Below are 26,839 nucleotides of genomic sequence, written 5' to 3'. Positions count from 1 at the left end.
CCCACACCCCCCCCGTCACCTTCGTGTTCTTCGTGCGCTCTGGAACAGCGACCGGCGGACGCCTTCTCCGCGCGCGTCCCTCGGGGTTCCCTACCCCCACGGGTCGCGGTCGTCAGGCGCGAGCTTGGACGAAGTGACAAGCAGCTTCTCCTGATCGGCCCGCGACTTCGGCTCGATCGCGATTTGCAGCAGAGGCCAGGGCGCGGCGGACTTTTCCATCATGCCATGGTTGCAGATCGATCGGATGACCGCAACGGTGTCTACGCCCGGCCGCCCGTCCCTTTCGCTTCCTGACTGTGGACGCGCGCCAGAAAATCGCGCACCAGCGGAAGCGCCTCATCGAAATGGGTTTCGAGCAACCAGTGGCCGGCGCCGCCGATGAGATGAAGTTCTGCTTCCGGCAAATCGCGCTGGTAGGCATGCGCCGATTGCGCCGGCATGTAACCATCCTCGGGACCCCAAACGATGAGCGTCGGAGGTTGGTGCTCGCGCAGATAGCTCTGATAGCGGGGGAACCAGCCGAGGTTCGCCTCCAACTTCTCCATCAGGTTGACCGCGAGCCGCCGGCGGATCGGCGTGTCCATCAAAGGCCAGTGGAGTTTCCAAAGATCGGGAGGCACGCGCTCGGCTACAGCGTCATCCACCTCTCCGACAAACTCGTGCCGGAAGCCCTCCTCGCTTACCGCCTCTTCCAACGGCCGATGCTTTTCGGGCGTCTTCTCATTCCAATAGGCTTTTATGGCGGCGTATTTCGGCCCGAGAACGTCCTCGTAGATGTCACCGTTCTGGATAATGAGTGCGGCGATGCGCTCGGGATGTGCGATGGCGTGGCGCAGTCCGATCTGAGAGCCATAATCGTGCAGCCAGAGCGCATAGCGCGACGTGCCGAGCGCATCGGCGAAAGCTGTCAGAAACCCGGCATAGGCATCGAAATCATAGCCAAAGTCCGACATTTCGGGCGTGCCGCTGTAGCCAAAGCCGGGAAAGTCCGGCGCGAATGTATGCCAGCGATCGGCAAGTGCCGGCATCAACCGTCGGAATTGATAGGACGAGCACGGATAGCCGTGCGGCAGGAGAAGGACGGGAGCATCAGGCGGGCCGTCTTCGCGATAGAAGATGCTGTTTCCGTCAATGTCGATCCGGCGATGTTGCAATTATACCTCCTTGCTCAAAGCTTGCCCGCCACTTTGTTTACGGCGCTCCGGCAAGAAGGTTCCCTTGAAGTCAGGGCGTGACGGCTTCCGGCTCTCCATTGCCCGACAGGATCTGCAGCGTTCCGTGCGTGGCGTTGCGGAACGCATCGTCGAAACTGACGCCACGTACCTGCCAGCGATACTCCTTATCCTTGAAGCTGAGCCGCCAGTCGCCGACCCAGCCCAGCGCTTCCTGGCGCCATACCAAAGTGCCGGCAAGCAGGGTGTCCCCATCCAGCGTGTTGGCCACGTCGGCGAGCGCGACGTCGGACGGCCGAGGCAACTCCAGCGGCAAACCGGTCCGGTGCGCCGCGTCCGCCAGCGCAACGCGCATATCCGCCGCAAGCTCGCCGCCGCCATCGCGCACCAGCGTGAAGCCGTCGCCTTTCATCGGCCTTACATCCAGCAGTGCGACGATTTTTGGCCGCGGCACCGCCCACGGTTTGCGCCCGAGCGACGCCAGCAAGGCATCGATCTTGTCCGGGTCGAAATCGGCGGTGATGTAATGCGGCCGGTCGTGGGTGCCCTGCTCGTCATGCGGCGGGCGGTTGTTGAGCAGGTCGCGGTAGCCGACACCAGTGACATAGTCGGCCGCGTGCCGGCTCATGTCCGCAACACGCGGGTCGCCGATCAGCCGCGGGTCGCCGGAAACCTTGACCAGCACCTCTTCAAGGCACGGCGCCAGGCCCCACGCCCGGTTCTCCTCGCCAGTGCCGCTGGTCACCGATTGCGCGCGGTAGAGGCTGGCGGCGCGGTCGATGTCGGCGGCAGCGACCGGAAAGACAATCAGCACAGCCAGCGCCGCTGCCACAAAGCCCAATTTCAAGCATCCAGGCACCCGCCGACCCTCCCGAAACGGTCCGGAACATCCGTTGGAGCCATACTCCTGATCATCAGGGAATTTCAAGGTGCCGCCCATCAAGGCGTATCGCCGACGATGCGCCGGTGTACGCCGTCCAGGCTCTCGGTGAGCGCCTCGAAGACGTTTCGCGCCGTGAGTTCGCGAAGAACCTGTTCGTTGATGCCGCCGCGCGTCGCATAGTCCTGCGCCAGATGCATGAAGTCGGCATCCGGCGACATATCAGGAGCGCTTCCCAAGGCTTTGAAAAGCGAGGCGATGTAGTCGCGCCCCTTTCCTTCCTCGACGCCATTCTTCTTGAGCCAGCTGTTGATCGTATCGAGATATCTGAAGTAGCTTGCATAGGTCGCGGTGACCACGCTCAGCGCATTGAATTCGGCTGGGTTCTCGACCTCGATCACTTTCCCCAGACTGCCGAACAAGGCAGCGACAGTGGCATCCGGCGGGCAGATGATCGTTGCCCCCAGCCGGTGGGCAATCATCGGCATGGGCAGCGCTTTCGTCACCTGGTGCGCGGGTGCGGTCAAGCCGGCAATCTCCTCGCGCGGCAGCGTGGCGATCAAGCTGATGAGGTGATGCTCGCGCCGAAACCGCAAACCCGGCAGGACGTCATGCGCAATTTGCGGCCGGACAGCCAGCATGACTAGGTCGCATTGATCGAGAACCGCCTGATTGTCATCAGCGATACACACATCCGGATAACGGGCTGCCAGCTCTGCGGCGATCTCTTCATTGCGCGGCGACAGCAGCACGGAGACGGAGTTATCCGCGACGGATTTGAGCCCGCTGACAATGGCCGCTGTAAGGGCGCCCGTGCCGATGAAGCCAAGTTTCATCGCGCCTGTCTCTGGTTCATCGGTCACAGCGGCGCATGCTCGAGCCGTACCTGATAGCTCAGCACGCGCTTTTCACCGGGCGCGATCAGCATCACGCCCGGCTTGTCCGCGAACTCGCCATCGAAATCCACGGGGCTGGCAAGCCCGTGCCAGGGTTCGATACACAGGAACGGAGCGCCGCCCGGCTTCGACCAGATGCCCAATTCCTTAAAACCCTGCCACGACATCTCGATCGCCGCACCGTTCGCGGCGGCATAGCGCACGCTGGTGCTGGCCGGCCGGTCGAGGATCACGGCGTCTGCCTCGAACAGCTGTTCGGAAAGCGCCAGCGTTTTGCCTTCGATGGGCGTCGGCTGTGGTGCAGCCACCACCAGGCCATCCTTCAGCCGGCGGATCGGCGCCGGCTCGTTCTGGGCAAAGGTCAGGTGGTAGTCTGTCTTGGCGAGCCCCGGCTGCAATGGCCAATTGAAAGCCGGATGTGCACCGATGGAGGCTGGCAGCGTCTCGTCGCCGGTGTTGGCAATCTCGAAGCTCACACCAAGTTCGCGACGCTCGAGCGCGTAGGTGATGGCAAGGCGAAAGGCGAACGGATAGCGCGTGCGTGTATCGGCATCGTCGGTCAACACCAGCGAGCAGGATCGGGGACTCGTCTCAGCAGCCCACACAAACGGCTTGTCGCGGGCAAATCCGTGCTGCGTCAGGGGATAGACCTGGCCCCCATGGCGGAGCTGGTCGCCCTTCAGCCGGCCGACGATCGGAAACAGCACTGGCGAATGCCGCCGCCATTCCGGCCCGGCCTGCCACAAAAACTCCAGACCCTCGGCATTGCGCAAGGAGACGAGCTCGGCCCCCTGCCCGACAATGGTCGCCGAAATGCCGTCGCCGTGAAGCGTCACTTGTTCCATGCGTTCTCGCGGAAAGCTGCGTGCGAGCGGCAGGTTAGCAAAAGCCCGCATGGACTCAAGGGCGCAGCGACATCGCGCTGATAGAGGAGCGATGTCTCGACGGCAAAAACGACAGTGGCCGGAGATTCTCCTCCGGCCACTGCGAGATCGAGATTGTTGCCCTGCTACGGTTCGACTATTCGCGTTCGCCGGTGAAGTTCAGCAGCAGCTGGAAGATGTTGACGAAGTTCAGGTAGAGCGACAGCGCGCCGAAGACGGCGAGCTTCTGCTGCGATTCCGCGTCGAAATTCTCAGCATACTGTTCCTTGATCGTCTGCGTGTCCCAGGCGGTCAGGCCAACGAACACCGCGATGCCGATCACCGAAATGGCGAACTGCAGCGCGGTCGAGCCGAGGAAGATGTTGACGACGCTGGCGATCACCACGCCGATCAGACCCATGATCAGGAACGACGAGAACTGGGTCAGGTCGCGCTTGGTCGTGTAGCCGTAGAGGCTGGTGGCGCCGAACATGGTGGCGGTGATGAAGAAGGTGCGCGCGATGCTGGTGCCGGTGAAGACCAGGAACACCGAAGCCAGCGACAGGCCCATCACCGCGCAGAAGGCCCAGAACATCAACTGGGCGCTCGCCGCCGACATCGTCTGCATCTTGAACGAAAACAACAGCACGAAGGCGAGCGGCGCCAGCATCACCACCCATTTCAGCGGGCTGGAAAAGATCGGCACGTAGAGGGCCGGCGTCGAGGACACCACCATGGCAACGATGCCGGTGACGACGAGGCCGATGCCCATGTAGTTATAGACGCGCAGCATGTGGCTGCGCAGGCCCTCGTCATAGACGGCGCCGGCGCGCGCGCCAGTGCCCATGCGGTATCCGAGGTCAGGGGTATTCATTGCGGGTTCTCCTTATGTGGTCTCAGTAAAGCGTCTTGATCAGTAAAGTGTCCTGATCAGTAAAGTGTCTTGGCAAGCGTCTCGGCGGTGCGGTCGAGGTCGTGGACATCGCTGCGCGCGACGACCGCGTACGCGACCTCGCCGATCTGGAAATAGGCAGAGGAGATGTCGCCGGAGGGCGCGATGGCAGGCTTGACCACGTCGAAGGTTCCGGGCCGGATCGCAAACAGCGAGACCAGCCCCATATCCTTCGTCTCCAGCGCCACCTCGACGCTCGGCCCGAAGCGCGACGGATAGATCTGGACGTCGCGGACCTTCCAGTCCTTGGGCAGCGATGGCATGACGATTGCGGTGGCGGCGCGGATTTCGTCGCCATTGTAGTTGGGCGCCTCCAGCTGCGAGGGCATCGCCTCGCGCATGAGCGTCGTCTTGTGCGCCCGGATCGCTTCTTCGACATAGGCGGGCGGCGGCGGCGAAGCCACGACCTTGGTCACCAGCAGCGGCCCGAAGAGGCCGTTCGCCAGCCAGCCGGCAGCGACAAAGATGGCGACCGCGGCCGCCCGCTGCAGCACGGCGAAGACGCGGCGACTGGCCAGCCCCCTGCCCAGCCGGCGCGCGACTTCAGTCGTCGCCGGCCGCGCCATGCCTGTGGAAGCAGCCAGCGCCAGGCGCAGTTCGTCGCGCGTCCTCAAGTCGGACATCACCCGCGCCGCAGCCTCCGGACGAGCCGACAGGAACGCCTCGACCTCGATGCGGCGCGCGACATCCAGCTGGTCGTCGACATAGGCGTCGAGATCGGTATCGGTCACCGGGTCCCGCAACAGGTCGGTCATGACGGGTCTCCCACGATCCTCAGATGGCTTTTGGCCGGCGAAGGTGCAGCGTTTTCCATCTCGCGCAGTGCTGCGCGCGCCCTGCCGATACGCGACATCAGCGTGCCCAGCGGCACCCCGCTGGCGTCGGCGGCCTGCTGGTAGGAAAGGCCCTCGATGGCGACCAGATGCAGCGCCGAACGCTGCTCCTCCGGCAGACTGAAAAAGGCCTCGCGCACCTGCGCCAGTCGCACGGAATGTTCCTGCGGCGCCGGCGTGCTGGCATCGGTGAGATAGCCGGCCTGCTCGACACGCGCTGATTCCGACCGGCGCGAGCGCATCTTGTCGATGAAAGCGTTGTGGACGATCGACAGCAACCATGCCCGCAGATTGCCGCCCGAGCGGAATGTGTCGCGCCGCTCGTAGGCGCGCACCAGCGCATCGTGCACCAGATCCTCGGCGTCAGTGCCGTCGCGCGTCAGCGAGCGTGCGTAGCGCCTGAGCGAACCCAGCTGTCCGACAATATCGAAGCGTGGCATCGACCGTTTCATGCCCCGTTTACGAAACAGGCGGGGATCTTAATCCATCGCCACCAAAACTTTTTTGCGTCGCCACAATAGGCATCATGCAATCAGAAGTCCGCTGCGCACTTACCCATCTCCCGTGCGGCAGATGTTTGCTTTATGGATGAAGTCTAGCCTTATCCGTCTGTCCCAGGAGCAAAAGATGGCCAATGGTAGTCGTGTAACGGGTTTTGCAGCGTTGCCGATCGTCGGCAGGGTGTTCATCATCTTTGGCATTGTCGGACTGATCGCTTCCGGCGTGCTGGCCATCGTCGAGATGTACGGCCCTCGTACCGCTTCGGCGACAGGCAGGATTGTCGCCGCCGAATACAATCCCCGCATCGAGTTCTCGACCGCCGACGGCACCGTCATCCGCTTCAACAATGCCGTCCACAGCTCGTTCTGGGGTGATGGCGACAGCGTCCCTGTCGCTTACGACCCAACCAATCCGCAAAATGCCTCCGTCGACAGCTTCGCCGGACGCTGGTTCCTTGCCGGGCTGGCCGGCATGCTCGGCGGTTTCTCCCTGCTGACCGGCATCGGTCTCGCCGTGATTGGACGGGTGCTTATCCGGCGGATTGGAATGAACCCGTCGCCATAGCCGCCGACCCCTGCCGTACAGACAAAGCTTGGCGTAACGGTCCAGTACGCTAGCGGACTGGCGCAGATGGAAGCACTGGCGAAACGCGGCCGCTTTGCGTATTACTCCGCCGCCATTGGAGCCGTATTGATGTTCGAGACCCTGCAACCTGCCCCGGCCGACAAGATCATCGCCTTGATCGGCCTCTATCGCGCCGATCCGCGCCCCGGCAAGATCGATCTCGGCGTCGGCGTCTACAAGGACCGCGACGGCAGGACGCCGGTCATGCGCGCCCTGCGCGAGGCCGAGAAGCGGTTGCTGCAGGACCAGGACACCAAGACCTATCTCGGCCTTGCCGGCGACACCGGCTTCAACACGGCGATGGTCAAGCTGGCCTTCGGCCCCGCTGCCGACATGACGCGCATCCGCGCCGCGCAAGCGCCTGGCGGTTCCGGCGCGCTGCGGCTGGTGGCGGAGCTGTTGAAGCGGACCCGCCCCGACGCAACCGTCTGGCTGTCGGACCCGACATGGCCGAACCACCCGCCGGTGATGCGCGGGGCCGGCCTCAAGGTGCGCGATTATCCCTATTTCGATGCCGTTTCCGGCGCGGTGCGCTTCCACGAGATGCTGGCAACGCTTGGCGCAGCCGAGCCCGGCGATATCGTGCTGCTGCATGGCTGCTGCCATAACCCGACCGGCGCCAATCTCGATATCGCGCAATGGGCCAGCGTCACCGATCTTGTCGTCGAGCGCGGGCTGTTGCCCTTTGTCGACATTGCCTATCAGGGCTTTGGCGAAGGCCTGGACGCCGATGCGGCCGGCTTGCGCCTTCTCGCGGGCAAGGTGCCTGAAATGGTCGTTGCCTCGAGCTGCTCGAAGAACTTTGCCGTCTACCGCGACCGCGTCGGCGCGGCGATGATCCTGGCGAAGGATAGCGCGCAAGCCGATGTCGCGATGAGCCAGATGCTGGCGGCGGCGCGCGCCATGTATTCGATGCCGCCGGACCACGGCGCCGCCGCCGTGCGCATGGTGCTGGAAGATGATGGCCTTCGCGCCGACTGGGAGGCGGAGCTGGAGGAGATGCGGCTGCGCATGCTGAGGCTGCGGGTCCAGTTCGCCGACGCGCTGCGCCGGCAGTCCAACTCCGACCGCTTCGACTTCATCGCCAGCCATCGCGGCATGTTTTCCAGGCTTGGCCTGACCGAGGCGCAAGTCGAGCGGCTGCGTGCCGAGTATGGCGTCTACATGGTCGGCGACAGCCGCATCAACGTCGCCGGCCTGCCCGAGGACGGCATGGATGACCTCGCCAAGGCGGTTGTGTCGGTACTCGGCTGAAGCTCGCTGTGGACAATCTCCCCTCTCCGGCTGACGCCGTTGGCCGCACGACAGGCAGCGGGATAGCATTCGCCGCATGAAACCTTCGCGCGACATTTCCCGGCTGATCGAGATCATGGCGGCGCTCAGGGCGCCGAAGACCGGTTGTCCCTGGGACATTGAGCAGGATTTCTCGACCATCGCGCCCTATACGATCGAGGAAGCCTATGAGGTGGCCGACGCCATTGCGCGCGGCGATCTCGACGATCTGCGCGACGAACTCGGCGATCTCCTGCTGCAGGTCGTCTACCACGCGCAGATGGCTGAGGAAGCCGGCGATTTTGCCTTCGGTGATGTGGTCGAGGCCATCACCACCAAGATGATCCGGCGCCATCCGCATGTCTTCGGCGACGAGAAGGCGCGCAGCGCCGGCATGGCAAAGGGCATGTGGGAAAAGATCAAGGCTGAGGAAAAAGCCGAAAAGCGAAGTGCGCGCCTCGCCCGCGGCCTCGACCCCGAAGACCATGGCAAGGGTTTCCTGGACAGCGTGCCCGTCGCCCTGCCCGCTTTGACTCGTGCGCTGAAGCTGCAGGAAAAGGCAGCGCGTGTCGGTTTCGACTGGAGCGAGGCAGCACCCATCCTCGACAAGATCGAGGAAGAGATCGGCGAGCTGCGCGAGGCGCTGGCTAAGGGCGAAACGGCTGAGATCAAGGACGAATTCGGCGACATGCTGTTTGCCGTCGTCAATCTGGGGCGTCACCTCAAGCTCGATTCGGAAGCGGCGCTTAGCGGCACCAACGAAAAGTTCCGCTCGCGCTTCCACTATGTCGAGCGCGCGATCGATGCATCGGGAAGCACGCTCGAAAAAGCCACGCTGGACGAGATGGAAGTGCTCTGGCAGGAGGCCAAGGGCGTGAAATAATCAGGCTTACTGCCTGTTTTTGCGGTGCAATCGGCTTTCGATCTCTTGCCGGGCGGTGTGCGTGGCCTTGAGTGCGATGGTCGCGCTGCCATCCTCATTGTCTACCCGCGAAACGACGTCGCCATTGCGGTATAGCCAGTCGACAAGGCCGAACTGCGGCGGTTCGATCGTCACCGTCAATTCCTCGAGTTCGCCCGACATCCTGGTCTCGATCAGCGCCTTCAGCGCATCGATGCCTTCGCCGGTGACCGCCGAGATGGCGATCGGCGGCGCCTTGTTGGCGTCAGTGCCGTCGGCGAGCAGGCGCTCCCGGTTGCCGTCGTCGAGAAGGTCGACCTTGTTCCACACTTCGACGACGCGCTTGGCATCGCCGGCATCGACGCCGAGATCGGCGAGAATGCGCTCGACGTCCTCGGCTTGCGCTGCGGTATCCGGATCCGAAATATCGCGCAGGTGGATGACCAGATCGGCCTCGACGACCTCTTCCAGCGTGGCGCGGAAGGCGGCGACCAGATGCGTCGGCAGGTCCGAAATGAAGCCGACTGTGTCCGACAGGATGATCGGCGTGCCGTGCGGCAAGCGCACGCGGCGCAGCGTCGGGTCGAGCGTTGCAAACAGCATGTCTTCGGCCAGCACGTGGGCCCCGGTCAGCCGGTTGAACAGCGTCGACTTTCCGGCATTGGTGTAGCCGACAATCGCCACCACCGGGAACGGCACCTTCTTGCGCTTGGCGCGGTGCAGGTCGCGGGTGCGGCGCACCGTTTCCAGCTCATGCTTGAGCTTGATGATTTTTTCCTGCAGCTGCCGCCGGTCCGACTCGATCTGGGTTTCGCCGGGGCCGCCGAGGAAGCCGGCTCCGCCGCGCTGGCGTTCAAGGTGGGTCCAGCTCCGCACCAGGCGGCCCTTCTGGTAGTTGAGATGGGCAAGTTCGACCTGCAGCGTGCCCTCCTTGGTCCGCGCGCGCTCGCCAAAAATCTCCAGGATCAATCCGGTGCGGTCGAGCACCTTGGCATTCATTTCTTTTTCGAGATTGCGCTGCTGCACCGGCGTCAGCGGATGGTCGACGATGACCACTTCCGCGTGACCCTCTTTGACGATCTCGGCGAATTCCGCGACCTTGCCGCTGCCGAGCAAGGTTGCCGGGCGTGGATCGTTGACGGTGACCACCGCCGTGTGGATCAGATCCAGGTTGATGGCGCGGGCAAGGCCGACCGCTTCGTCGTGGCGCGCATCCGCCGAACGCGTCAGCCGTGGACGGTTCGTTTCGTCATCGTTGCGCTGATGCCGGGTAAGCACCGGCACAATGACAACCGCCCGGGTCGGACCTGTGGCTTCCGTCCCGGAATTATGTGCTGGTTTCCCGCGGACGCCGCGGTCCGCGTCTTTTTCACGTGCCAATCAGGCGCCCTGGCTTTCCTCGCCATCGAACATCTGAACCGGCTGGCTCGGCATGATCGTGGAAATGGCATGCTTGTAGACGAGCTGGGAGTGGCCGTCACGGCGCAGCAGAACACAAAAATTGTCGAAGGAAGTGACCACGCCGGTCAGCTTGACGCCGTTGATGAGAAAGATGGTGAGTGGATTTTTGCTCTTGCGAACAGAATTCAGGAACAGGTCCTGAAGGTTTTGCGATCGTTCCGCCATTGTTCTTGTCTTTCGCCGATCCCCTTCGGTTTGCAGGCTAATGCGCCAAATTAGCGGGCACATGTCAAGCTTGCAAACACCCCCTTGCCGTCAGTAACGACAAGCAGAACGAGATATATTGATGTGCAGTCCGTCTGTGCGGTTATCAGGCTGGACTTTTTTCCGCAACGTCAAAAAAGGCTTGCCGCAATGAAAGTGTTATCGAACCGGGGTGCCCATTGGCGACCACGGCACCGTCGATTGCCACGACCGGCATGGCGATTGTCGTTGCCGAACTGATGAAAGCTTCTCGCGCAGCCTTGGCTTCAGTGACTGAAAAACCGCGCTCCTCGATCGTCAACCCGAGCTTTGCCGCCACTTCGAACATGGTCGTGCGGGTGATGCCGCGCAGGATGCCATGCTCCGCCGGCCGGGTGACCAGAACGCCGTCCCTTGTAACGATCCAGGCGTTGGACGAGCCGCCCTCCTTGACGTTGCCATCGGTGTCGACGAACCAGGCCTCCTGGGCGCCGGCCTCCTTGGCCTTCTGCTTGGCCAGTACGTTGGGCAGCAGGCCGGTGCTCTTGATGTCGACCCGGTCCCAACGGTTTTCCGGCACGGTGATGACCTTGATGCCCGCCTCGGCTCGCTTGGCGGCCGCCGCCGGGTCGGCCTTTCTGGCCGTAATCACCAGCGATGACGGTGTATCGGCGGGGAAAACGAAGTCGCGGCTGGCAACACCGCGCGTAACCTGGACATAGACCAGGCCGTTGACGACGTGGTTGCGCCGGACGATTTCGCGCAGAAGAAGCGGCAGCACACCCTTGGTGACCGGCCAGTCGATCGACAATTCGCTAAGGGAGCGGCTCAGCCGGGCAAGATGGCGCGGCATGTCGACGATAAAGCCCTGCGCCACCTCGCAGACCTCGTAGACGCCGTCGGCGAATTGATAGCCGCGATCCTCGATATGCACGGCAGCGTCGGCGTGGGCGACATAGCGCCCGTTCACATAGGCAATGCGCGGCATGGGTGATCCCTCAGAAAAGTCCCGGTTTTTCTATGCGATTCCGCCGCTGCCGTAACCGGCAATTGAATGGGCCACAGCCCGCTGGACCAACAACAACGGGGGTCAGACCCCCAGCGACTTCAGTTTCCGGTGCAGCGCCGAGCGCTCCATGCCAATGAATTCGGCCGTCTTCGAGATGTTGCCGCCGAAACGGTTGATCTGGGCGATCAGATAGTCCTTCTCGAACTGTTCGCGCGCCTCGCGCAGCGGCAGCGCCATGATGTGCTGGTCGGACTGGTTCGGCGTGCGCGGCATGACATCGCCGATCTCCGACGGCAACAGGTCGGCGGTGATCGGCGCATCGATATCGTCGCCACGCGCCAGGATCATCAGCCGTTCGACATTGTTGCGCAGCTGGCGGACATTGCCCGGCCAGTTGTGCGCCTGCAGCACGGCAAGCGCATCGTCGCCGATGCGGCGCGGCTTGATACCGGCCTGGCGCGCGATCTGCTTCATGAAATTGTCGACGAGGTAGGGAATGTCCTCGCGTCGCTCGGCCAGTCCCGGCACCATGACCGGAACCACCGCCAGGCGGTGATAGAGGTCTTCGCGAAAACGGCCGTCGGCGATCATCGCCTCCAGGTTCTGCGAGGTCGAGGAGATGATGCGGACGTCGACCTTGACCCGCTTGGTGCCGCCGACCCGCTCGAACTGCTGTTCGACCAGCACGCGCAAAATCTTGTTCTGCGTCTCGCGCGGCATGTCGGCCACTTCGTCGATGTAGAGAATGCCGCGGTGCGCCTCTTCAAGCGCGCCGACCTTGCGCTCGGTGCCGTTCGATTCGGTGCCGAACAGCTCGATCTCCATGCGCTCGGGCGTGATGTTGGCCGCGCTCAGCGTCACGAACGGCGCGCCCTTGCGCGTCGACAGCGTGTGGATGGCGCGCGCGGCGAGCTCCTTGCCCGAGCCGGACGGACCGATGATCATGACGCGGCTGTTGGTCGGCGCCACGCGCTCGATGGTCTGGCGCAGCTGGCTCATCGCCGACGACATGCCGATCAGGTCGAAGGTTTCGCCGCTGCGCTGCTTGAGGTCGGACACCTCGCGCCGCAATTTCGAGGTTTCGAGCGCCCGCTCGGCGATCAGGATCAGCCTGTCGGCCTTGAACGGCTTCTCGATGAAATCATAGGCGCCGCGGCGGATGGCCGACACCGCTGTCTCGATATTGCCGTGGCCGGAGATCATCACCACCGGCAGGCTCGGATGCATCGTCTTGATCTCGTCGAGCAGCGCCAGCCCGTCGAGGCGCGAGCCCTGCAACCAGATGTCGAGGAAAATCAGCCGCGGCGCCCGGTCGGCGATTGCCGCGAGCGCGCTGTCGGCATCGAATGCCGTGCGGGTTTCATGCCCTTCGTCGCTCAATATGCCCGCGACGAGTTCACGGATGTCTTCCTCGTCATCGACGATGAGAATATCAGACGCCATTACCGACCTTTTCAGTTTCTCGTTCGTGTTCCGTTTCGCCTTGACCGCGTGGCGGCGCGGTTGCGGCAGCTGGCGGCAGGATGATCGAGATCATCGCGCCGCGTCCACCGTGGAAATCCGCGGGCGCATCGTGCAATTCAAGCCGCCCGCCATGGTCCTCCACGATCTTCTTGACGATGGCGAGACCGAGCCCGGTGCCCTTCTCGCGCGTCGTCATGTACGGCTCGAGCAGCCTTTGGCGGTTCTCGCGCGGCAAGCCTTTGCCATTGTCGATGACGTCGATTCTGATCGCGCCATTCTGCCGGGCAGCTTGAATCCGGATTATGCCGTGCGAACCGTCCTTTTGTTCCAGCCCGTCAATCGCCTCGGCCGCGTTCTTGATGACGTTGCCGAAAGCCTGCGCCATCAATCGGCTATCGAACGTGCCCTTGAGCGGTTCGTTGCCGAACACGCGTTCGAAAGCAATGTCGGCGCGGCTGACTTCGACCAGGAACGACGCCTCGCGCAGCGATTCACGCAGATCGATGGCTTTCATCTCGGGCTTGGGCATGCGGGCGAAAGCCGAGAACTCGTCGACCATGCGGCCGATATCCTCGACCTGCCGGATGATCGTGTCGGTGCACTGGTCGAAAATCTCGCGGTCCTCGGTGATGACCTTGCCGAAGCGTCGCTTGATGCGCTCGGCCGAGAGCTGGATCGGCGTCAGCGGGTTCTTGATTTCATGTGCGATACGCCGCGCCACATCCGCCCAGGCAGACGAGCGCTGTGCCTGGACCAGATCGGTGATGTCGTCGACCGTCACGACGTAGGATTTCTCCTCCTCGCCATCGTCGCCGGCCTCGATGGTGATCTGCACGTTGAAGGTACGCTCGGCGCCGGTGCGATAGAAGGTGACCTGCTCGCGATAGACCGGCTTGCCGGATTTGCGGCCGATCTCGAAGACACGGCCGACATGCGGCAGCACGGCGGACAGGTTCTGCCCCAGCGCCGCCGTGGCCGATATGGCCAGCATCGTTTCGGCCGATTTGTTGACGATGGAGACGATGCCGTAGGGATCGACGCCGATGACGCCGGCGGTGACGCCGGCCAGCACCGCTTCCGAGAAACGACGCCGTTCGTCGATCAAATCCTTGGCCGACAGGATCTCGTTGCGCTGCGATTTAAGCTCCAGCAGCATCTTGTTGAACGTATCGCCAAGCGAGGCGACATCGCCGTCGGAAGGCCGTACCGGCACGGCGACATCGAGATTGCCGGTCGCAACCTCGTCAGCCGCGCCGATGAGCTGACGGATGGGCCGCACCAGACGGTCGGCCACCGCTATGCCGGTCCAGATGGCCGACAGGATGATGATCAGCGTCAGTGACAGATAGGGCAGCGCGAACGCCACCTGCGACGTCCGCCTGTTGTCTTCCAGGCCGCGATATTCGGCGGTGTTGGACTGGACGATCGCCCTCGCCTTGATCACTTCGGGGTCGACCAGGCGATTGGTGTAGAGGTAGAGGCCTTCGATCTCCCGCAGCTTGATGATGGCGCCCATGATGTTGCGCGTCTTCGGCTCGATCAGCACCGGCTTGCCGTCGGCCGCACTTGCCACCGCACCCTCAGGCGGTGCCGGCATGGCGAAGTCCGCATCCGTCTGGGCACTCACGACAAAGGAGCCGTCTTCCCTGACCAGCGCCGCATGCACCAGGCTTCTGCCGACGGCTTCCTTGTTCATCAGGTCGAGAAAGCCGGTTCGATCGAGGCCGTAAAGCGTGCGCGACGCATCGAGATCGTAGGCCATCGACAGCGTCGTGCCCTGAAGATTACGAGCGTTTTCCTGCACATAGGCGTCCGCGATCGACAGCGAAGAATTGACGATTGCCTTGGTGCGGATTTCGAACCAGCGGTCGAGGCCGATATCGAGCGTGATCGAGGCGATGATGGCCACCATGATGGCGGGGATGGCCGCGACCAGCGCAAACATCGTCACGATGCGCACATGCAGCCGCGACGCCGCCTTGCCGTGCCGGCGCGCCATGGTGATGCGATGCACCTCGCGGCCGACGAGGGCAATCAGCGCCAGCACAAATAAGGCATTGGCCGCAATCAGCGTCAGCGTTGTGTTTGCGTCTGGCGTGATCGGCGTGGCGCCGACAAGAATCGCAAACGAGATTGCCGCCGTAACCAGCGCGCCGGCAATTGCCACAACGCCGGGCAACGCAAGCAGCCGCCGTCCATCCCTCTGGCCGGGTCTGCTGAAAAGCGGTTCGTTTGATGTCAGAGCTTGCGAAGCCATGTCGCCGTCTAAGAGCCAGTGATTGCGTCGGATGTATGCAACGCATTGTGGCGATTATGCAACAAGTGTGGCCGTGACGGAAATCTTTCGGCCGCCGATCCCCTGAAAAGGGGACGACCTCGCGTCACTTCGGGCGCCAGGCGCTCATGATCTCGACGATTTGTAGACGTTGACGCCCAGCTCGCGAATCTTCTTGCGCAGCGTGTTGCGATTCAAGCCGAGCAATTCGGCCGCCTTGATCTGGTTGCCGCGCGTTGCCGTCATGGAAGCGAGCACCAGCGGATATTCGACCTCGGACAAGATGCGCTGATAGAGACCTGCCGGCGGCAACTCACCGGCGAAAGAGGCAAAATAGCGCTGCAGGAAGTGCTCCACCGCCTGGCCGATGGATAGATCGTCCGGGATCAAATTGCCGCCGCCGGGAACGACCGGTCTTTCGCCTGTCTTCAGCTCGGCTTCAATGATCTCGGCTGATATTTCGTCCTGCGAATAGAGCGCCGCAAGCCGGCGCACCAGGTTTTCCAACTCGCGCACGTTTCCCGGCCACGGATAGCGCTTCATCAATTCGATGCCGCCGGTCGAAATGCGCTTGGTCTGCAAGCCTTCGCTGGCGCCGATCTTGAAGAAATGCCGCACCAGATCGGGAATGTCTTCCGATCTCTCACGCAAACCCGGCAGCCGAAGCGGCACGACATTCAGGCGATAGAACAGATCCTCGCGGAAAAGCCCCTGGTTGATCAGCGTGCGCAGATCCTTGTTGGTGGCGGCGACGATGCGCACATCGGTCTTGATCGGGGTGCGCCCGCCGACCGTTGTGTATTCGCCCTGCTGCAGCACGCGCAGCAGCCGCGTCTGCGCCTCCATCGGCATGTCGCCGATCTCGTCGAGGAACAGCGTGCCGCCCTCGGCCTGCTCGAAGCGGCCGGTCGAGCGGTTCTGTGCGCCGGTGAAGGCGCCCTTCTCGTGGCCGAACAGCTCCGATTCGATCAAATCGCGCGGGATCGCCGCCATGTTGATGGCGACGAACGGACCGCCGCGGCGACGGCCATATTCGTGCAACGCGCGCGCCACCAATTCCTTGCCGGTGCCGGACTCGCCCGAGATCATCACCGTCAGGTCGGTCTGCATCATGCGCGCCAGCATGCGGTAGATGTCCTGCATGGCGGCCGACCGGCCGACCAGCGGCATCGCGTCAGGCTGTTCTTCCGGTCGCGTATCGATCTTCGGTCGGCGCGGCTCTGACAGCGCCCGGTTGACGATGTTGAGCAGTTCGGTCAGGTCGAACGGCTTCGGCAGATACTCGTAAGCACCTGTTTCGGAAGCACGAATCGCCGTCATGAAAGTGTTTTGCGCGCTCATCACGATGACCGGCAGCTCGGGCCGCGCCTTCTTGATGCGCGGCAGCATGTCGAAGGCGTTCTCGTCCGGCATGACAACGTCGGTGATCACCAGATCGCCCTCGCCCGCCGCCACCCAGCGCCACAGCGTCGAGGCGTTGGAGGTCACGCGCACCTCATGGCCGACGCGCGACAGCGCCTGATTGAGCACGGTGCGGATGGCCGCATCGTCGTCGGCGACGAGAATATTGCCGCGAACCGTCATTTGCGGTCTCCTTCGCCTTCATCATCGGCAGTGTCGATGGGTGTTTCTTTCCAGGCCGGCATCAGGATTCGGAAGGTGGTGCCGCGCGGCGTCGAATCGCATTCGATGATGCCGCCATGCTCGCCGACGATTTTCGCCACGAGCGCCAGGCCGAGCCCCGACCCGTTCGGCTTGGTGGTGATGAACGGATCGAACAGGATCGGCAGAATGTCTTCCGAAACGCCCGAACCATTGTCGCGCACGCAGAATTCAAGCGGCAGCGACACGCGGTCCTGGGTTCCGGGAACGGACACGCGGATGCCCGGCCTGAACGCGGTCGACAGCACGATCTCCCCCTGTGGGTCGCCGCCGATGGCCTCGGCGGCGTTCTTGACCAGGTTGAGGAACACCTGGATCAGTTGGTCGCGGTTGGCGAAAACCGGAGGCAATGATGGATCATAGTCCTCCATTATTCTGATTCTCTTGGCAAAACCGTTCTTCGCGATTGCCTTCACATGGTCCAGCACGACATGGATATTGACGGGATAGCGGTCAATCGGCCGCTCGTCGGAAAACACCTCCATGCGGTCGACCAGGGAGACTATGCGATCAGTCTCGTCAGTGATGAGGCGGGTCAGCGCGCGATCCTCGTCGGACGCCGAGAGTTCGAGCAGCTGTGCGGCGCCACGAATGCCGGACAGCGGGTTCTTGATCTCATGCGCCAGCATGGCGGCAAGGCCGGTGACCGAACGCGCGGCACCCCTGTGTGTCATCTGCCGGTCGATCTTGTCGGCCATCGAGCGTTCCTGGAACATCACCACGATCGAGCCTGGGAATTCCGGCACCGGCGCGACATAGAGATCGACGACCTTCTCGATGCCGAGACGCGGCGACGACACGTCGACACGGTATTCGTTGACCGGCGCACGGCGCTCGCGCACCTGATCGACCAGCTGCAGCAACGGGCTGCCGAACGGGATCAGCTTGGACAGTGTGTTGCGGGCAAGCATGTTGGCACTTGAACGGAAGAAGTCTTCCGCATCGGCATTGGCGTAGGTGATGAACCCGTCCGGATCGACCATGATGACCGGACGGCGGATGGTGTTCAGCACGATACTGGCGGCATCCGCCATGTCGGAGCTCGGTGTGACGGTGGCGTTCATGCGGCGCTCCGCAAGGGCGTGGCTTCGCCGGAAAACACCTCATGCAGCAAGGCAATGACGCGGGCGGGTTCGAAAGAGGTGAGGATGGCTTTCCGCCGCTCATCGGAAACGCCAGCAGAGTGGCGGTCGAGATACCAGCCGAGATGCTTGCGCGCCTGGCGCAAGCCGCTTTCGACGCCGTAAAGCGTCAGCATGTCTTCGTAGTGGGAAACGATGTAGTCCGCCATGGCTTGCGGGCTTTCGCCCGCAGCCGTTGCCGCGATGTGGCCCGCCGTCCATGGCGCGCCATAATGCGCGCGGCCGATCATCACCGCGTCGGCGCCCGACTGTTCAAGGATTTCGGCGGCCTCCGCGGGCGAGCCCACATCGCCATTGGCGACGACCGGGATCGAGACGACGTCCTTGATGCGGGCGATGGCGCCCCAATCGGCCTTGCCTTGATAAAACTGGCAGCGCGTGCGCCCATGCACGGTCACCATTTTAACACCGGCCTCTTCGGCGCGGCGCGCCAAGACGGGTGCATTGAGCGCATTGTCGTCCCAGCCGAGCCGCATCTTGACCGTGACCGGCACCTGGACCGCGCCGATCACCGCTTCGATCAGCGACAGCGCGTGGTCGAGATCGCGCATCAGCGCCGAGCCGGCATAGCCGCCGGTCACCTTCTTGGCCGGGCAGCCCATATTGATGTCGATGATGTCGGCGCCCTCGCCGGCAGCGATGCGCGCGCCCTCGGCCATGTGCTCGGCCTCGCGGCCGGCAAGCTGGACCATATGGACGGGCAGCCCGGAATGACGGATGCGCAGGTCGCAGCCGGCCCTGCCCTTGGCAAGCTCGCCGCTCGCCACCATTTCCGACACGACCAGGCCCGCGCCATGCGCGTAGGCGCGCTGCCGGAACGGCTCGTCCGTTATTCCCGACATGGGCGCGAGGAAGACGCGGTTGCGGATCGTCACGCCGCCAATTTCGAGCGGCGAAGCCAATTTTGTCACTTCAGGCATGCACAAAAACCAAGCATATCGGATTGCTGCACATTCTCTAGCCATAAGAAAGGCATTGTGCAACGCGCAATGACGTCACATTGCGGCGCATTTGGGAAAATGCTGGCCTTCGCCATAAGCCGCGACTAAGCCTCTCGGCATGACAGACGCAAGCGAAAAACCGGCCGAGGCGACGACCGACAAGGTCGGCGTGGTCATCGTTGCAGCCGGCCGCGGCGCGCGTGCCGGACAGGCCGACGGGCCGAAGCAATATCAACGCATCGGCGGCCGTGCCGTTATCGCGCGCACGCTGGAGACGTTCCTGGCGCATCCCAAAATTGGCCCCGTCGTCGTCGCCATCCATGCCGATGACCGCGCGCTTTTCGACAAGGCAGCCGGCGTGTATGCCGAGCGGGTTACCGCCGTGGTCGGTGGCGAGTCGCGCCAGGCCTCGGTCCGGCTCGGCCTGCTGGCGCTGAGGGACCGTACGCCCGGCCGTGTCCTTGTCCATGACGCGGTGCGGCCGTTTGTCGACGCGGCCCTGATCGACCGCACCATTGCGGCCATTGGCGAGCGCCAGGGCGCGCTGCCCGCTTTGCCCGTCGCCGATACGCTGAAGCGCGAGTCGGCCACCGGCATGATCGAGGAGACGGTGCCAAGGGCCGGCCTTCATGCCGCGCAGACGCCGCAAGGCTTTCCGTTCTGGCCGTTGCTCGCCGCGCACGAAAAAGCCCATCATCTCGGCAAGACGGATTTCACCGACGATGCCGCGATCGCCGAATGGGCGCATATTCCGGTGAAAATCGTTCAGGGGTCGCCGGACAACGTCAAACTGACCTGGGCAAGGGATATCGCGATGGCGGATCAGCGGCTTACTGGCGAGCGTTTTCCAGACATTCGCACCGGCAATGGCTATGACGTGCACGCCTTCGAGGCAGGCGACCATGTCACTCTGTGCGGCGTCGCCATTCCGCACGGCAAGAAGCTTTCGGGACATTCGGATGCCGATGTCGGCCTGCACGCGCTGACCGATGCGCTGCTCGCCACTTGCGGCGCCGGCGACATCGGCACGCATTTCCCGCCTTCCGATCCGCAATGGAAGGGCGCGGCGTCGAAGATCTTCGTCGAGCATGCGGCCAGGTTGGTGCGCGAACGCGGCGGCCGCATCGCCAATGCCGACATCACGCTGATCTGCGAGGCTCCGCGCGTCGGCCCGCATCGCGAGGCCATGACCAACGCGTTGTCGGCGATGCTGGGTATTTCCAGCGATCGCATCTCCATCAAGGCGACTACCAACGAAAAACTCGGCTTTGTCGGCCGCGAGGAAGGCATCGCCGCCATCGCCACAGCCAGTGTCGTCTTCCCCGGGGAGGTTCCCGCATGAACAACAGCGATCTTGCCAACGCCCTGCTCCAGGTCTGCCAGCAGCGCGGCATCATGCTGGCGACGGCCGAGAGCTGCACCGGCGGCATGATCATCTCGGCACTGACCGACATTGCCGGCTCGTCCGCTGTCGTCGATCGCGGCCTCATCACCTATTCCGATGAAGCAAAGATGGAGATGCTCGGCGTCTCGCCCGCCACACTCGAGGCGCATGGCGCCGTCTCGCGCGAAACGGTTCTGGAGATGGCGGAGGGCGCTCTGGCGCGCTCGCGCGCCGGGCTGGCGCTTGCCGTCACAGGCATTGCCGGCCCAGGCGGCGGTTCGCCGGAAAAACCGGTCGGCCTCGTCTGGTTCGGAGTTGCCCTAAGAGGTGGGCCGGTGGCTGCCGAGCTCAATATGTTTGCCGACAATGGCCGCGACTTCATCCGCCGCGAGACGGTCAAGCATGCGCTGGAGATCGCGCTGCGCGCGCTCGGCGACACTCATGAGATGGGCGTCGTTCCGTAGATGACGTCCGCACGTTTTTCGAAGGCTTCGGAAAACATGCGGAAGGCACGATCGAACATGGTGCCCATCACCACGCCGAGGATGCGGCTCTTGAACTCGTAGTCGATGAAGAAGCGGACGTTGCAGCCGCCGCCGTCGGCCGGCTCGAAGCGCCAGATATTGCTGAGATATTTGAACGGTCCATCGATGTATTTGACATCGATTGTGTTTTCGTCCGGCTTCAGCAGCACTTGCGTCGTAAAGGTCTCGCGGATCGCCTTGTAGCCGATGCTCATATCGGCAACGAGAATGGTGCGGCCGTCACGCTCCTTGCGCGAGCGCACCGTCAGCGCCTCGCACAGCGGCAGAAATTCAGGATAGGTCTCGATATCGGCGACCAGCGCAAACATCTGCTCCGGCGTGTGGGCAACGCGGCGTGTGGCTTCGAATTTCGGCATTGAAGCAGGATTTAACTGGCTTTTTTGAGCTGCGCCTCACGCGCCGCCCGCAGCCTGGCGAAATCGTCACCGGCATGATGCGAGGAGCGCGTCAGCGGGCTCGACGCCACCAGCAGGAAACCCTTGGTCTTGCCGATCGTCGCGAAGGAGTTGAACTCCTCCGGCGTGACGAAGCGGATCACCGGGTGGTGTTTCTTCGACGGCTGCAGATACTGGCCAATGGTCATGAAGTCGACATTGGCCGAGCGCAGGTCATCCATCAGTTGCAGGATCTCGTTCCGCTCTTCGCCGAGGCCGACCATGATGCCGGACTTCGTGAAGATCGACGGGTCGAGCTCCTTGACCCGCTGCAACAGCCGGATCGAGTGGAAATAGCGAGCACCCGGCCGCACCGTCAGGTAGTTCGACGGCACGGTTTCGAGATTGTGGTTGAAGACATCGGGCTTGGCCGCCACGACGATCTCCAGCGCGCCCTCCTTGCGCAGGAAATCGGGCGTCAGGATTTCGATCGTCGTCAAGGGCGTCGCTGCTCGGATCGCCCGGATAACCTCGGCGAAATGCTGCGCGCCGCCATCGGCGAGATCGTCGCGGTCGACCGAGGTGATGACGACATGGGTCAGCCCCATCTGCTTGACGGCATGCGCGACACGCGCCGGCTCATCGGCATCGAGCGCGGTGGGAATGCCGGTGGCGACATTGCAGAAGGCGCAGGCGCGCGTGCAGATCTCGCCCATGATCATGAAGGTGGCGTGCTTCTTTTCCCAGCACTCGCCGATATTGGGGCAGCCGGCCTCTTCGCACACCGTGACCAGCTTGTGCGACTTCACGATCTCGCGGGTTTCGGCATAGCCCTTCGACATCGGCGCCTTGACGCGGATCCAGTCGGGTTTGCGCAGCACGTCCTGATCAGGCTTGTGTGCCTTCTCGGGGTGCCGCAGGCGCGGCGCGTTGGCGATCGTGTCGAGAACAGTGACCATCTCAAACCTGACTTGTTGGCGTCTGCCCGTCGGCATTCGCCCTTCTGGCGTCATCTAGGACTTTTCGGTGCAAAGAAAAAGGCTGCGGCGGCGCATGCCGCCACAGCCTTTTTCGCATAGCGGGGATCCAGAGCAATTCCAGGAAAAGTGTGACACGGTTTTCCGTCCGGAATTGCGTCAGAAGAACGAGATAAAACGGCGAGCCGTTTTATCGGCGAATGAGCCGCCCGGCAAAGATCAGCAGGCAGGCGCCGATGAAGCCGGTGATCAGGTAGGCGAGCCAGCCGACACCGAAGGGTTCGATGTTGAGCGCCCTGAGAATTGCGTTCAGCACCACCGCGCCGACAATGCCCATAATGATGTTCATTAAGACGCCGGTATTGCTCTTCATGACCATCTCGGCCAGCCACCCGGCCAAACCGCCGATGATGATGGCCGCAATCCAGCCCACGCCATTCACGTCCATATGCCAACTCCTCCAGTGTCAGGTGAAAATGCATCCGGAAACGAACTGTCTTGCCGTAAGGTTCCTCCGGCGCATGCGTCTGAGTCTCGCGGCAGCAATTTATCACGCGTTGAGCGCACGGCCATAGGCATCGAGCACGGTTTCCTTCATCATCTCCGACAGCGTCGGATGCGGGAAGATGGTGTGCATCAGTTCTTCCTCGGTGGTCTCCAGGTTCATCGCCACGACAAAGCCCTGGATCAGCTCCGTCACCTCGGCGCCGACCATATGCGCGCCGAGCAGCTGGCCGGTCTTCTTGTCGAAGATGGTCTTGATGAAGCCCTGGTCCTCGCCAAGCGCGATCGCCTTGCCGTTGGCGCCGAACTGGAAGCGGCCGACACGAATGTCCTTGCCTTCGGCCTTGGCCTTGGCTTCGGTGAGCCCGACCGATGCGACCTGGGGGTTGCAATAGGTGCAGCCCGGGATCTTCAGCTTGTCTGTCGCATGCACGCCGGGGAAATTGGCGATCTTTTCGATACATACCACGCCTTCATGCTCGGCCTTGTGGGCAAGCATAGGCGGTCCGGCGACATCGCCGATAGCGTAGATGCCGGGAACGTTGGTCTTGCCATAGCCGTCAATGACGACGCAGCCGCGATCGGTCTTCACGCCGAGCGTCTCGAGGCCGAGATTCTCGATGTTGCCCTGCACGCCGACGGCCGAGATCATGCGGTCGGCGGTGATCTTCTCGACCTTGCCGTCTTTCATCTCGACGTGGGCAGTGATCGAGTTGGCACCCTTCTCGACCTTGGTCACCTTGGCCTCGAGGATGATTTTCATGCCCTGCTTCTCGAACTGCTTCTGCGCGAATTTCGAGACCTCGGCATCCTCGACCGGCATCACCGCCGGCAAAAGCTCGACCACCGTCACCTCGGGGCCCATGGTGCGATAGAAGGAGGCGAACTCGATGCCGATGGCGCCCGAACCCATGACCAGCAGCGATTTCGGCATCTCCTTCGGCACCATCGCCTCGAAATAGGTCCAGATCAGTTTGCCGTCCGGCTCGATGCCGGGCAGCGCGCGCGGCCGGGCGCCGGTGGCCAGAATGATGTGCTTGGCGGTATAGGTGCCCTCGCCCTTGACGCCCTTGGGCACCGGCGGCTGCGGCTCCATCGGTTTCTTGGCCGTCTTGGAGACGACGATTTCACCCGGCTTGGAGAGCTTGGCCTCGCCCCAGATAACGTCGACCTTGTTCTTCTTCATCAGGAAGGCGACGCCGCCATTGAGCCTCAACGACACTTTGCGCGAGCGGTCGACGACAGCGGCCGTGTCGGCGCTGACCTTGCCGCCTTCGAGCTTCAGGCCGTAGTCCTTCAGATGATCGGAATAGTGCATGATCTCGGCCGAGCGCAGCAGCGCCTTGGTCGGGATGCAGCCCCAGTTGAGGCAGATGCCGCCGAGATGCTCGCGCTCGACGATGGCAGTCTTGAAGCCGAGCTGGGCGGAGCGCACCGCCGTGACATAGCCGCCGGGGCCTGAGCCGATGATTATGACGTCGTAGGATTCAGCCACGGGGTTTCTCCCTGATTTTCTCTAGAGTTCCAGCATCACACGCACCAATGGCGCCAATGCGTCACCTATATTGCGCGTGTTTTCGGCATCGAGATGGACCCCGTCGATCGGTGTGGTCTCGGCCACCGTGCCGGCATCGAAAAAGCCGCAGCCGGCCTCGTCGGCGAGCGCGGAATATTGCGGCGCCAGCCGCTTCGAGGCCTCGTCGCCGCCGGCAAACATTTCCTTGAATTCGGCATTGTCCGTGCGGCTGACCGCTGGTGGCGCGACGATCAGGATTTGCGGCGCGGCCCAGTCGAACGGATAATCGTGGCCGCGCACGATGTCGATCAGCCGCTGCACGCCCTGCTTGGCCGCGACCGGATTGCCGTGGATCCAGGGCTTCATGTCGTTGGCGCCGAGCATGATGATGATCAGGTCGAGCGGCGCATGGCTGGTCAGGATCGTCGGCAGCACCTTGGCGCCATTGCGGTCGGCACCAGCCAGGTGATCGTCGAAAGCCGTGGTGCGGCCGTTCAGACCTTCGGCAATGACTTCGATATCGTCGTCGCCCAACGCCGCCTTGAGCACGCTCGGCCAGCGATCTTCCAGCGCATGACGCCCGAGGCTCGCCGCGTCATAGCCCCAGGTCAGGGAATCGCCGTAGCAGAGGATCGTCTTCATGCACCCGCACCCGCCTCCGCCCTAAGCCCGCGCCGCACGCGCCATCCCACGAACAGCCACTGCACGATAACCGTGGCGATGCTTGGCAAAAACAGACCGGCGACAACGGGGAGATCGCCCGACCACTGGGCTTTGCCAGGCGGCTGCGAGAAGGTCCAGGCAATCAGCCCGATTCCGGCCAGCACGAACAACGAAACCCCAACAAGCCCCGTCAGGTTTATCGCCCTTTGCGGGTTTGGCACGAACTGCGCGATGAAAAACGCCACGGTCGCAACGATGGTGACCAGCGCCGAAACCATGAAGACCAGGATGTATTCGGAATTCGCATTGGTGACGATTGCCAGCCACAGCGCCACCAGCCCGCCGGCCAGGCCGGAAAGGATCAGGGCGAAAAGGCTGGTGACGAATTTCCGCACAGCCTTTTTCCTTCCTAGACCAGCATGCCCATCGGATTTTCGATCATGCGCTTGAAGGCGACCAGAAGTTCGGCGCCGAGCGCACCGTCGACGGCGCGGTGATCGGTCGACAGCGTCACCGACATGATATTGGCGATTTTGATCTCGCCATTCTTGACCACCGGCCGCTGCTCGCCCGCACCCACCGCCAGGATCGTCGCATGCGGCGGGTTGATGACGGCGGCAAAGTCCTTGATGCCGAACATGCCGAGATTGGAGACAGCCGTCGTGCCGCCTTGATATTCCTCAGGCTTCAGCTTGCGGCTGCGGGCACGGCTCGCCAGATCCTTCATCTCGTTGGAGATAGTGGACAGCGTCTTTTCGTCGGCGTGGCGGATGATCGGCGTGATCAGGCCGCCGGGGATTGACACGGCAACGCCGACATCGGCGTGCTTGTGCTTGACCATGGCGCTTTCGGTCCACGATGCATTGGCATCCGGCACCGCCATCAGCGCCATCGCCATCGCCTTGATCACCATGTCGTTGACCGAGAGTTTGTAGACGGGAGCCTCGCCCTTGTCGGTCTTCTTCGTCGGAGCAGCCGCATTGATCTGTGTGCGCAGCGCCAGCAGCGCATCGAGCTCGCAGTCGAGCGTCAGGTAGAAATGCGGGATGGTTGTCTTGGCCTCGACCAGGCGGCGCGCAATGGTCTTGCGCATATTGTCGTGCGGGACGAGCTCATAGGACCCTTCGGCAAACAGCTTCAGCACCTGTTCGTCCGACATCGCTTTGGGTGCCGCAGCCGGAGCCGCAGGTGCCGGAGCGCCGGCAGGTGCGGCTTTCGCGGCCGGTGCAGCCTTGGCGCCACCGCCGGCAATCGCCGCCTCGACGTCGGCCTTGACGACACGGCCATGCGGGCCGGTGCCGGTCACGGCGGACACATCGACGCCTGCGTCTTTGGCGATGCGACGCGCCAGCGGCGAGGCGAAGGTGCGCTCGCCTGACGATTGGCTGATCTCCCCCCTTGTGGGGGAGATGGCCGGCAGGCCAGAGGGGGGCGCGACAGACTGAGAGGTCGGCGGGGCAGCGCCCCCCTCTGTCGACTTCGTCGACATCTCCCCCACGGGTGGGGAGATTGACGCCTTATCCTGCTTGGCATCGGCCTTCGCGGGCGCGGCATCGCCGCCGCCCTTTGCCGCTGCACCTGCATCCTCGCCTTCGCCGGCGAGAATGGCGATCAGCGCATTGACCTTCACGCCTTCGGTGCCGGCCGGAACGACCAGCTTGGCGACCGTGCCCTCATCGACGGCCTCGACTTCCATCGTCGCCTTGTCGGTCTCGATCTCGGCGATCACGTCGCCCGGCGAAACCTTGTCGCCTTCCTTGACCAGCCACTTGGAAAGATTGCCCTCTTCCATCGTGGGCGACAGCGCCGGCATGGTGATGTTGATTGGCATGATGTCCTCCCGAC

28 protein-coding genes are annotated in these 26,839 nt (G+C 63.1%); 5 read left to right on the top strand and 23 right to left on the bottom strand.

From position 1 onward, the window contains the following. Positions 1-90 precede the first annotated feature (90 nt). The 8 genes from NKH35_RS19735 to NKH35_RS19700 all read right to left on the bottom strand — a co-directional run bounded on the left by NKH35_RS19735 (position 91) and on the right by NKH35_RS19700 (position 6,048). Positions 91-222: a hypothetical protein gene (locus NKH35_RS19735; RefSeq protein ID WP_352915913.1), complete on the bottom strand. Its 132-nt coding sequence runs from the start codon at positions 220-222 to the stop codon at positions 91-93. 38 nt (positions 223-260) lie between these two features. Next, positions 261-1,154 carry an alpha/beta fold hydrolase gene (locus tag NKH35_RS19730; RefSeq protein WP_352915911.1) on the bottom strand — a complete coding sequence of 298 codons (894 nt, stop codon included), beginning with the start codon at positions 1,152-1,154 and terminating at the stop codon, positions 261-263. A 70-nt stretch (positions 1,155-1,224) separates the two neighbouring features. Beyond that, positions 1,225-2,004 (bottom strand): DUF8605 domain-containing protein, encoded by a 780-nt coding sequence (locus tag NKH35_RS19725; RefSeq protein WP_352915915.1) that lies wholly within the window; start codon positions 2,002-2,004, stop codon positions 1,225-1,227. 107 nt (positions 2,005-2,111) lie between these two features. Next, on the bottom strand, positions 2,112-2,888 hold the full coding sequence (locus tag NKH35_RS19720) for a pyrroline-5-carboxylate reductase (protein WP_023734024.1): 777 nt from the start codon (positions 2,886-2,888) through the stop codon (positions 2,112-2,114). Between the two features lie 23 nt (positions 2,889-2,911). After that, positions 2,912-3,793 carry an aldose 1-epimerase family protein gene (locus NKH35_RS19715; protein WP_352915908.1) on the bottom strand — a complete coding sequence of 294 codons (882 nt, stop codon included), beginning with the start codon at positions 3,791-3,793 and terminating at the stop codon, positions 2,912-2,914. A gap of 175 nt (positions 3,794-3,968) precedes the next feature. Beyond that, positions 3,969-4,685 carry a Bax inhibitor-1/YccA family protein gene (locus NKH35_RS19710; RefSeq protein ID WP_023668937.1) on the bottom strand — a complete coding sequence of 239 codons (717 nt, stop codon included), beginning with the start codon at positions 4,683-4,685 and terminating at the stop codon, positions 3,969-3,971. 56 nt (positions 4,686-4,741) lie between these two features. Then, a complete protein-coding gene (locus tag NKH35_RS19705) occupies positions 4,742-5,518 on the bottom strand; it encodes an anti-sigma factor family protein (RefSeq protein WP_023691287.1) in 777 nt (258 codons plus the stop codon). Next, on the bottom strand, positions 5,515-6,048 hold the full coding sequence (locus NKH35_RS19700) for a sigma-70 family RNA polymerase sigma factor (RefSeq protein ID WP_023668935.1): 534 nt from the start codon (positions 6,046-6,048) through the stop codon (positions 5,515-5,517). The genes NKH35_RS19705 and NKH35_RS19700 overlap by 4 nt, the downstream gene beginning before the upstream one ends. 175 nt (positions 6,049-6,223) lie before the next feature. Between NKH35_RS19700 and NKH35_RS19695 the strand changes: the two genes are divergently transcribed. The 3 genes from NKH35_RS19695 to mazG all read left to right on the top strand — a co-directional run bounded on the left by NKH35_RS19695 (position 6,224) and on the right by mazG (position 8,876). Continuing rightward, entirely contained in the window at positions 6,224-6,661 is a 438-nt protein-coding gene (locus NKH35_RS19695) for a DUF3592 domain-containing protein (protein WP_023706554.1), read from the top strand. 129 nt (positions 6,662-6,790) lie between these two features. After that, on the top strand, positions 6,791-7,975 hold the full coding sequence (locus tag NKH35_RS19690; RefSeq protein WP_023734026.1) for an amino acid aminotransferase: 1,185 nt from the start codon (positions 6,791-6,793) through the stop codon (positions 7,973-7,975). Between the two features lie 76 nt (positions 7,976-8,051). Then, positions 8,052-8,876 carry a nucleoside triphosphate pyrophosphohydrolase gene (gene mazG / locus NKH35_RS19685; protein ID WP_023734027.1) on the top strand — a complete coding sequence of 275 codons (825 nt, stop codon included), beginning with the start codon at positions 8,052-8,054 and terminating at the stop codon, positions 8,874-8,876. Between the two features lie 6 nt (positions 8,877-8,882). Here the strand turns inward: mazG and hflX are convergent, their stop codons facing one another. The 8 genes from hflX to dusB form a co-directional block, all read right to left on the bottom strand. Continuing rightward, positions 8,883-10,274 carry a GTPase HflX gene (hflX, locus tag NKH35_RS19680; RefSeq protein ID WP_023734028.1) on the bottom strand — a complete coding sequence of 464 codons (1,392 nt, stop codon included), beginning with the start codon at positions 10,272-10,274 and terminating at the stop codon, positions 8,883-8,885. After that, on the bottom strand, positions 10,275-10,520 hold the full coding sequence (gene hfq, locus NKH35_RS19675; protein ID WP_006202172.1) for an RNA chaperone Hfq: 246 nt from the start codon (positions 10,518-10,520) through the stop codon (positions 10,275-10,277). Between the two features lie 145 nt (positions 10,521-10,665). Continuing rightward, positions 10,666-11,526 (bottom strand): D-amino-acid transaminase, encoded by an 861-nt coding sequence (locus NKH35_RS19670; RefSeq protein ID WP_023734029.1) that lies wholly within the window; start codon positions 11,524-11,526, stop codon positions 10,666-10,668. Positions 11,527-11,628: 102 nt separating this feature from the next. Continuing rightward, complete coding sequence (gene ntrX, locus NKH35_RS19665) at positions 11,629-12,990, bottom strand: nitrogen assimilation response regulator NtrX (protein ID WP_023668929.1); 1,362 nt, start codon at positions 12,988-12,990, stop codon at positions 11,629-11,631. Next, a complete protein-coding gene (locus tag NKH35_RS19660) occupies positions 12,980-15,268 on the bottom strand; it encodes a sensor histidine kinase NtrY-like (protein ID WP_023688460.1) in 2,289 nt (762 codons plus the stop codon). Before NKH35_RS19660 ends, ntrX begins: the two co-directional genes overlap by 11 nt. 144 nt (positions 15,269-15,412) lie before the next feature. Next, positions 15,413-16,870, bottom strand: coding sequence for a nitrogen regulation protein NR(I) (gene ntrC / locus NKH35_RS19655; protein ID WP_023710528.1), 1,458 nt, complete (start codon positions 16,868-16,870; stop codon positions 15,413-15,415). Next, positions 16,867-18,012, bottom strand: a complete 1,146-nt coding sequence (locus NKH35_RS19650) for a two-component system sensor histidine kinase NtrB (RefSeq protein ID WP_023668926.1) — start codon at positions 18,010-18,012, stop codon at positions 16,867-16,869. Before NKH35_RS19650 ends, ntrC begins: the two co-directional genes overlap by 4 nt. Next, the gene (gene dusB, locus NKH35_RS19645; RefSeq protein ID WP_352915903.1) at positions 18,009-19,010 is read right to left on the bottom strand and encodes a tRNA dihydrouridine synthase DusB; all 1,002 of its coding nucleotides are present in this window, start codon (positions 19,008-19,010) and stop codon (positions 18,009-18,011) included. Before dusB ends, NKH35_RS19650 begins: the two co-directional genes overlap by 4 nt. Before the next feature lie 139 nt (positions 19,011-19,149). Here dusB and NKH35_RS19640 point away from each other — a divergent pair, with 139 nt between their 5' ends. Both NKH35_RS19640 and NKH35_RS19635 read left to right on the top strand, forming a co-directional pair. Next, on the top strand, positions 19,150-20,373 hold the full coding sequence (locus NKH35_RS19640; RefSeq protein WP_352915901.1) for a bifunctional 2-C-methyl-D-erythritol 4-phosphate cytidylyltransferase/2-C-methyl-D-erythritol 2,4-cyclodiphosphate synthase: 1,224 nt from the start codon (positions 19,150-19,152) through the stop codon (positions 20,371-20,373). After that, positions 20,370-20,879, top strand: a complete 510-nt coding sequence (locus NKH35_RS19635) for a CinA family protein (protein ID WP_352444341.1) — start codon at positions 20,370-20,372, stop codon at positions 20,877-20,879. The genes NKH35_RS19640 and NKH35_RS19635 overlap by 4 nt, the downstream gene beginning before the upstream one ends. Here the strand turns inward: NKH35_RS19635 and NKH35_RS19630 are convergent. The 7 genes from NKH35_RS19630 to NKH35_RS19600 all read right to left on the bottom strand — a co-directional run bounded on the left by NKH35_RS19630 (position 20,855) and on the right by NKH35_RS19600 (position 26,825). Further along, the gene (locus NKH35_RS19630) at positions 20,855-21,316 is read right to left on the bottom strand and encodes a type II toxin-antitoxin system RatA family toxin (RefSeq protein WP_023688454.1); all 462 of its coding nucleotides are present in this window, start codon (positions 21,314-21,316) and stop codon (positions 20,855-20,857) included. The two genes, NKH35_RS19635 and NKH35_RS19630, sit on opposite strands and share 25 nt — an antisense overlap. A gap of 11 nt (positions 21,317-21,327) precedes the next feature. Continuing rightward, positions 21,328-22,293, bottom strand: a complete 966-nt coding sequence (lipA, locus tag NKH35_RS19625) for a lipoyl synthase (protein ID WP_023688453.1) — start codon at positions 22,291-22,293, stop codon at positions 21,328-21,330. 208 nt (positions 22,294-22,501) lie between these two features. Further along, complete coding sequence (locus tag NKH35_RS19620; RefSeq protein WP_023668920.1) at positions 22,502-22,759, bottom strand: GlsB/YeaQ/YmgE family stress response membrane protein; 258 nt, start codon at positions 22,757-22,759, stop codon at positions 22,502-22,504. 102 nt (positions 22,760-22,861) lie between these two features. After that, positions 22,862-24,310 (bottom strand): dihydrolipoyl dehydrogenase, encoded by a 1,449-nt coding sequence (gene lpdA, locus NKH35_RS19615; protein WP_352915899.1) that lies wholly within the window; start codon positions 24,308-24,310, stop codon positions 22,862-22,864. Positions 24,311-24,331: 21 nt separating this feature from the next. Then, complete coding sequence (locus NKH35_RS19610; protein ID WP_023682555.1) at positions 24,332-24,973, bottom strand: SGNH/GDSL hydrolase family protein; 642 nt, start codon at positions 24,971-24,973, stop codon at positions 24,332-24,334. Further along, complete coding sequence (locus NKH35_RS19605) at positions 24,970-25,389, bottom strand: hypothetical protein (RefSeq protein ID WP_023668917.1); 420 nt, start codon at positions 25,387-25,389, stop codon at positions 24,970-24,972. Before NKH35_RS19605 ends, NKH35_RS19610 begins: the two co-directional genes overlap by 4 nt. Positions 25,390-25,403: 14 nt before the next feature. Beyond that, positions 25,404-26,825 carry a pyruvate dehydrogenase complex dihydrolipoamide acetyltransferase gene (locus NKH35_RS19600; protein ID WP_023668916.1) on the bottom strand — a complete coding sequence of 474 codons (1,422 nt, stop codon included), beginning with the start codon at positions 26,823-26,825 and terminating at the stop codon, positions 25,404-25,406. Positions 26,826-26,839: the final 14 nt, after the last annotated feature.

The organism is Mesorhizobium sp. M1143, assembly GCF_040318435.1.
In the GTDB taxonomy this organism is placed as follows: Bacteria; Pseudomonadota; Alphaproteobacteria; order Rhizobiales; family Rhizobiaceae; genus Mesorhizobium.
This window is presented reverse-complemented; position numbering and strand designations above follow the sequence as displayed.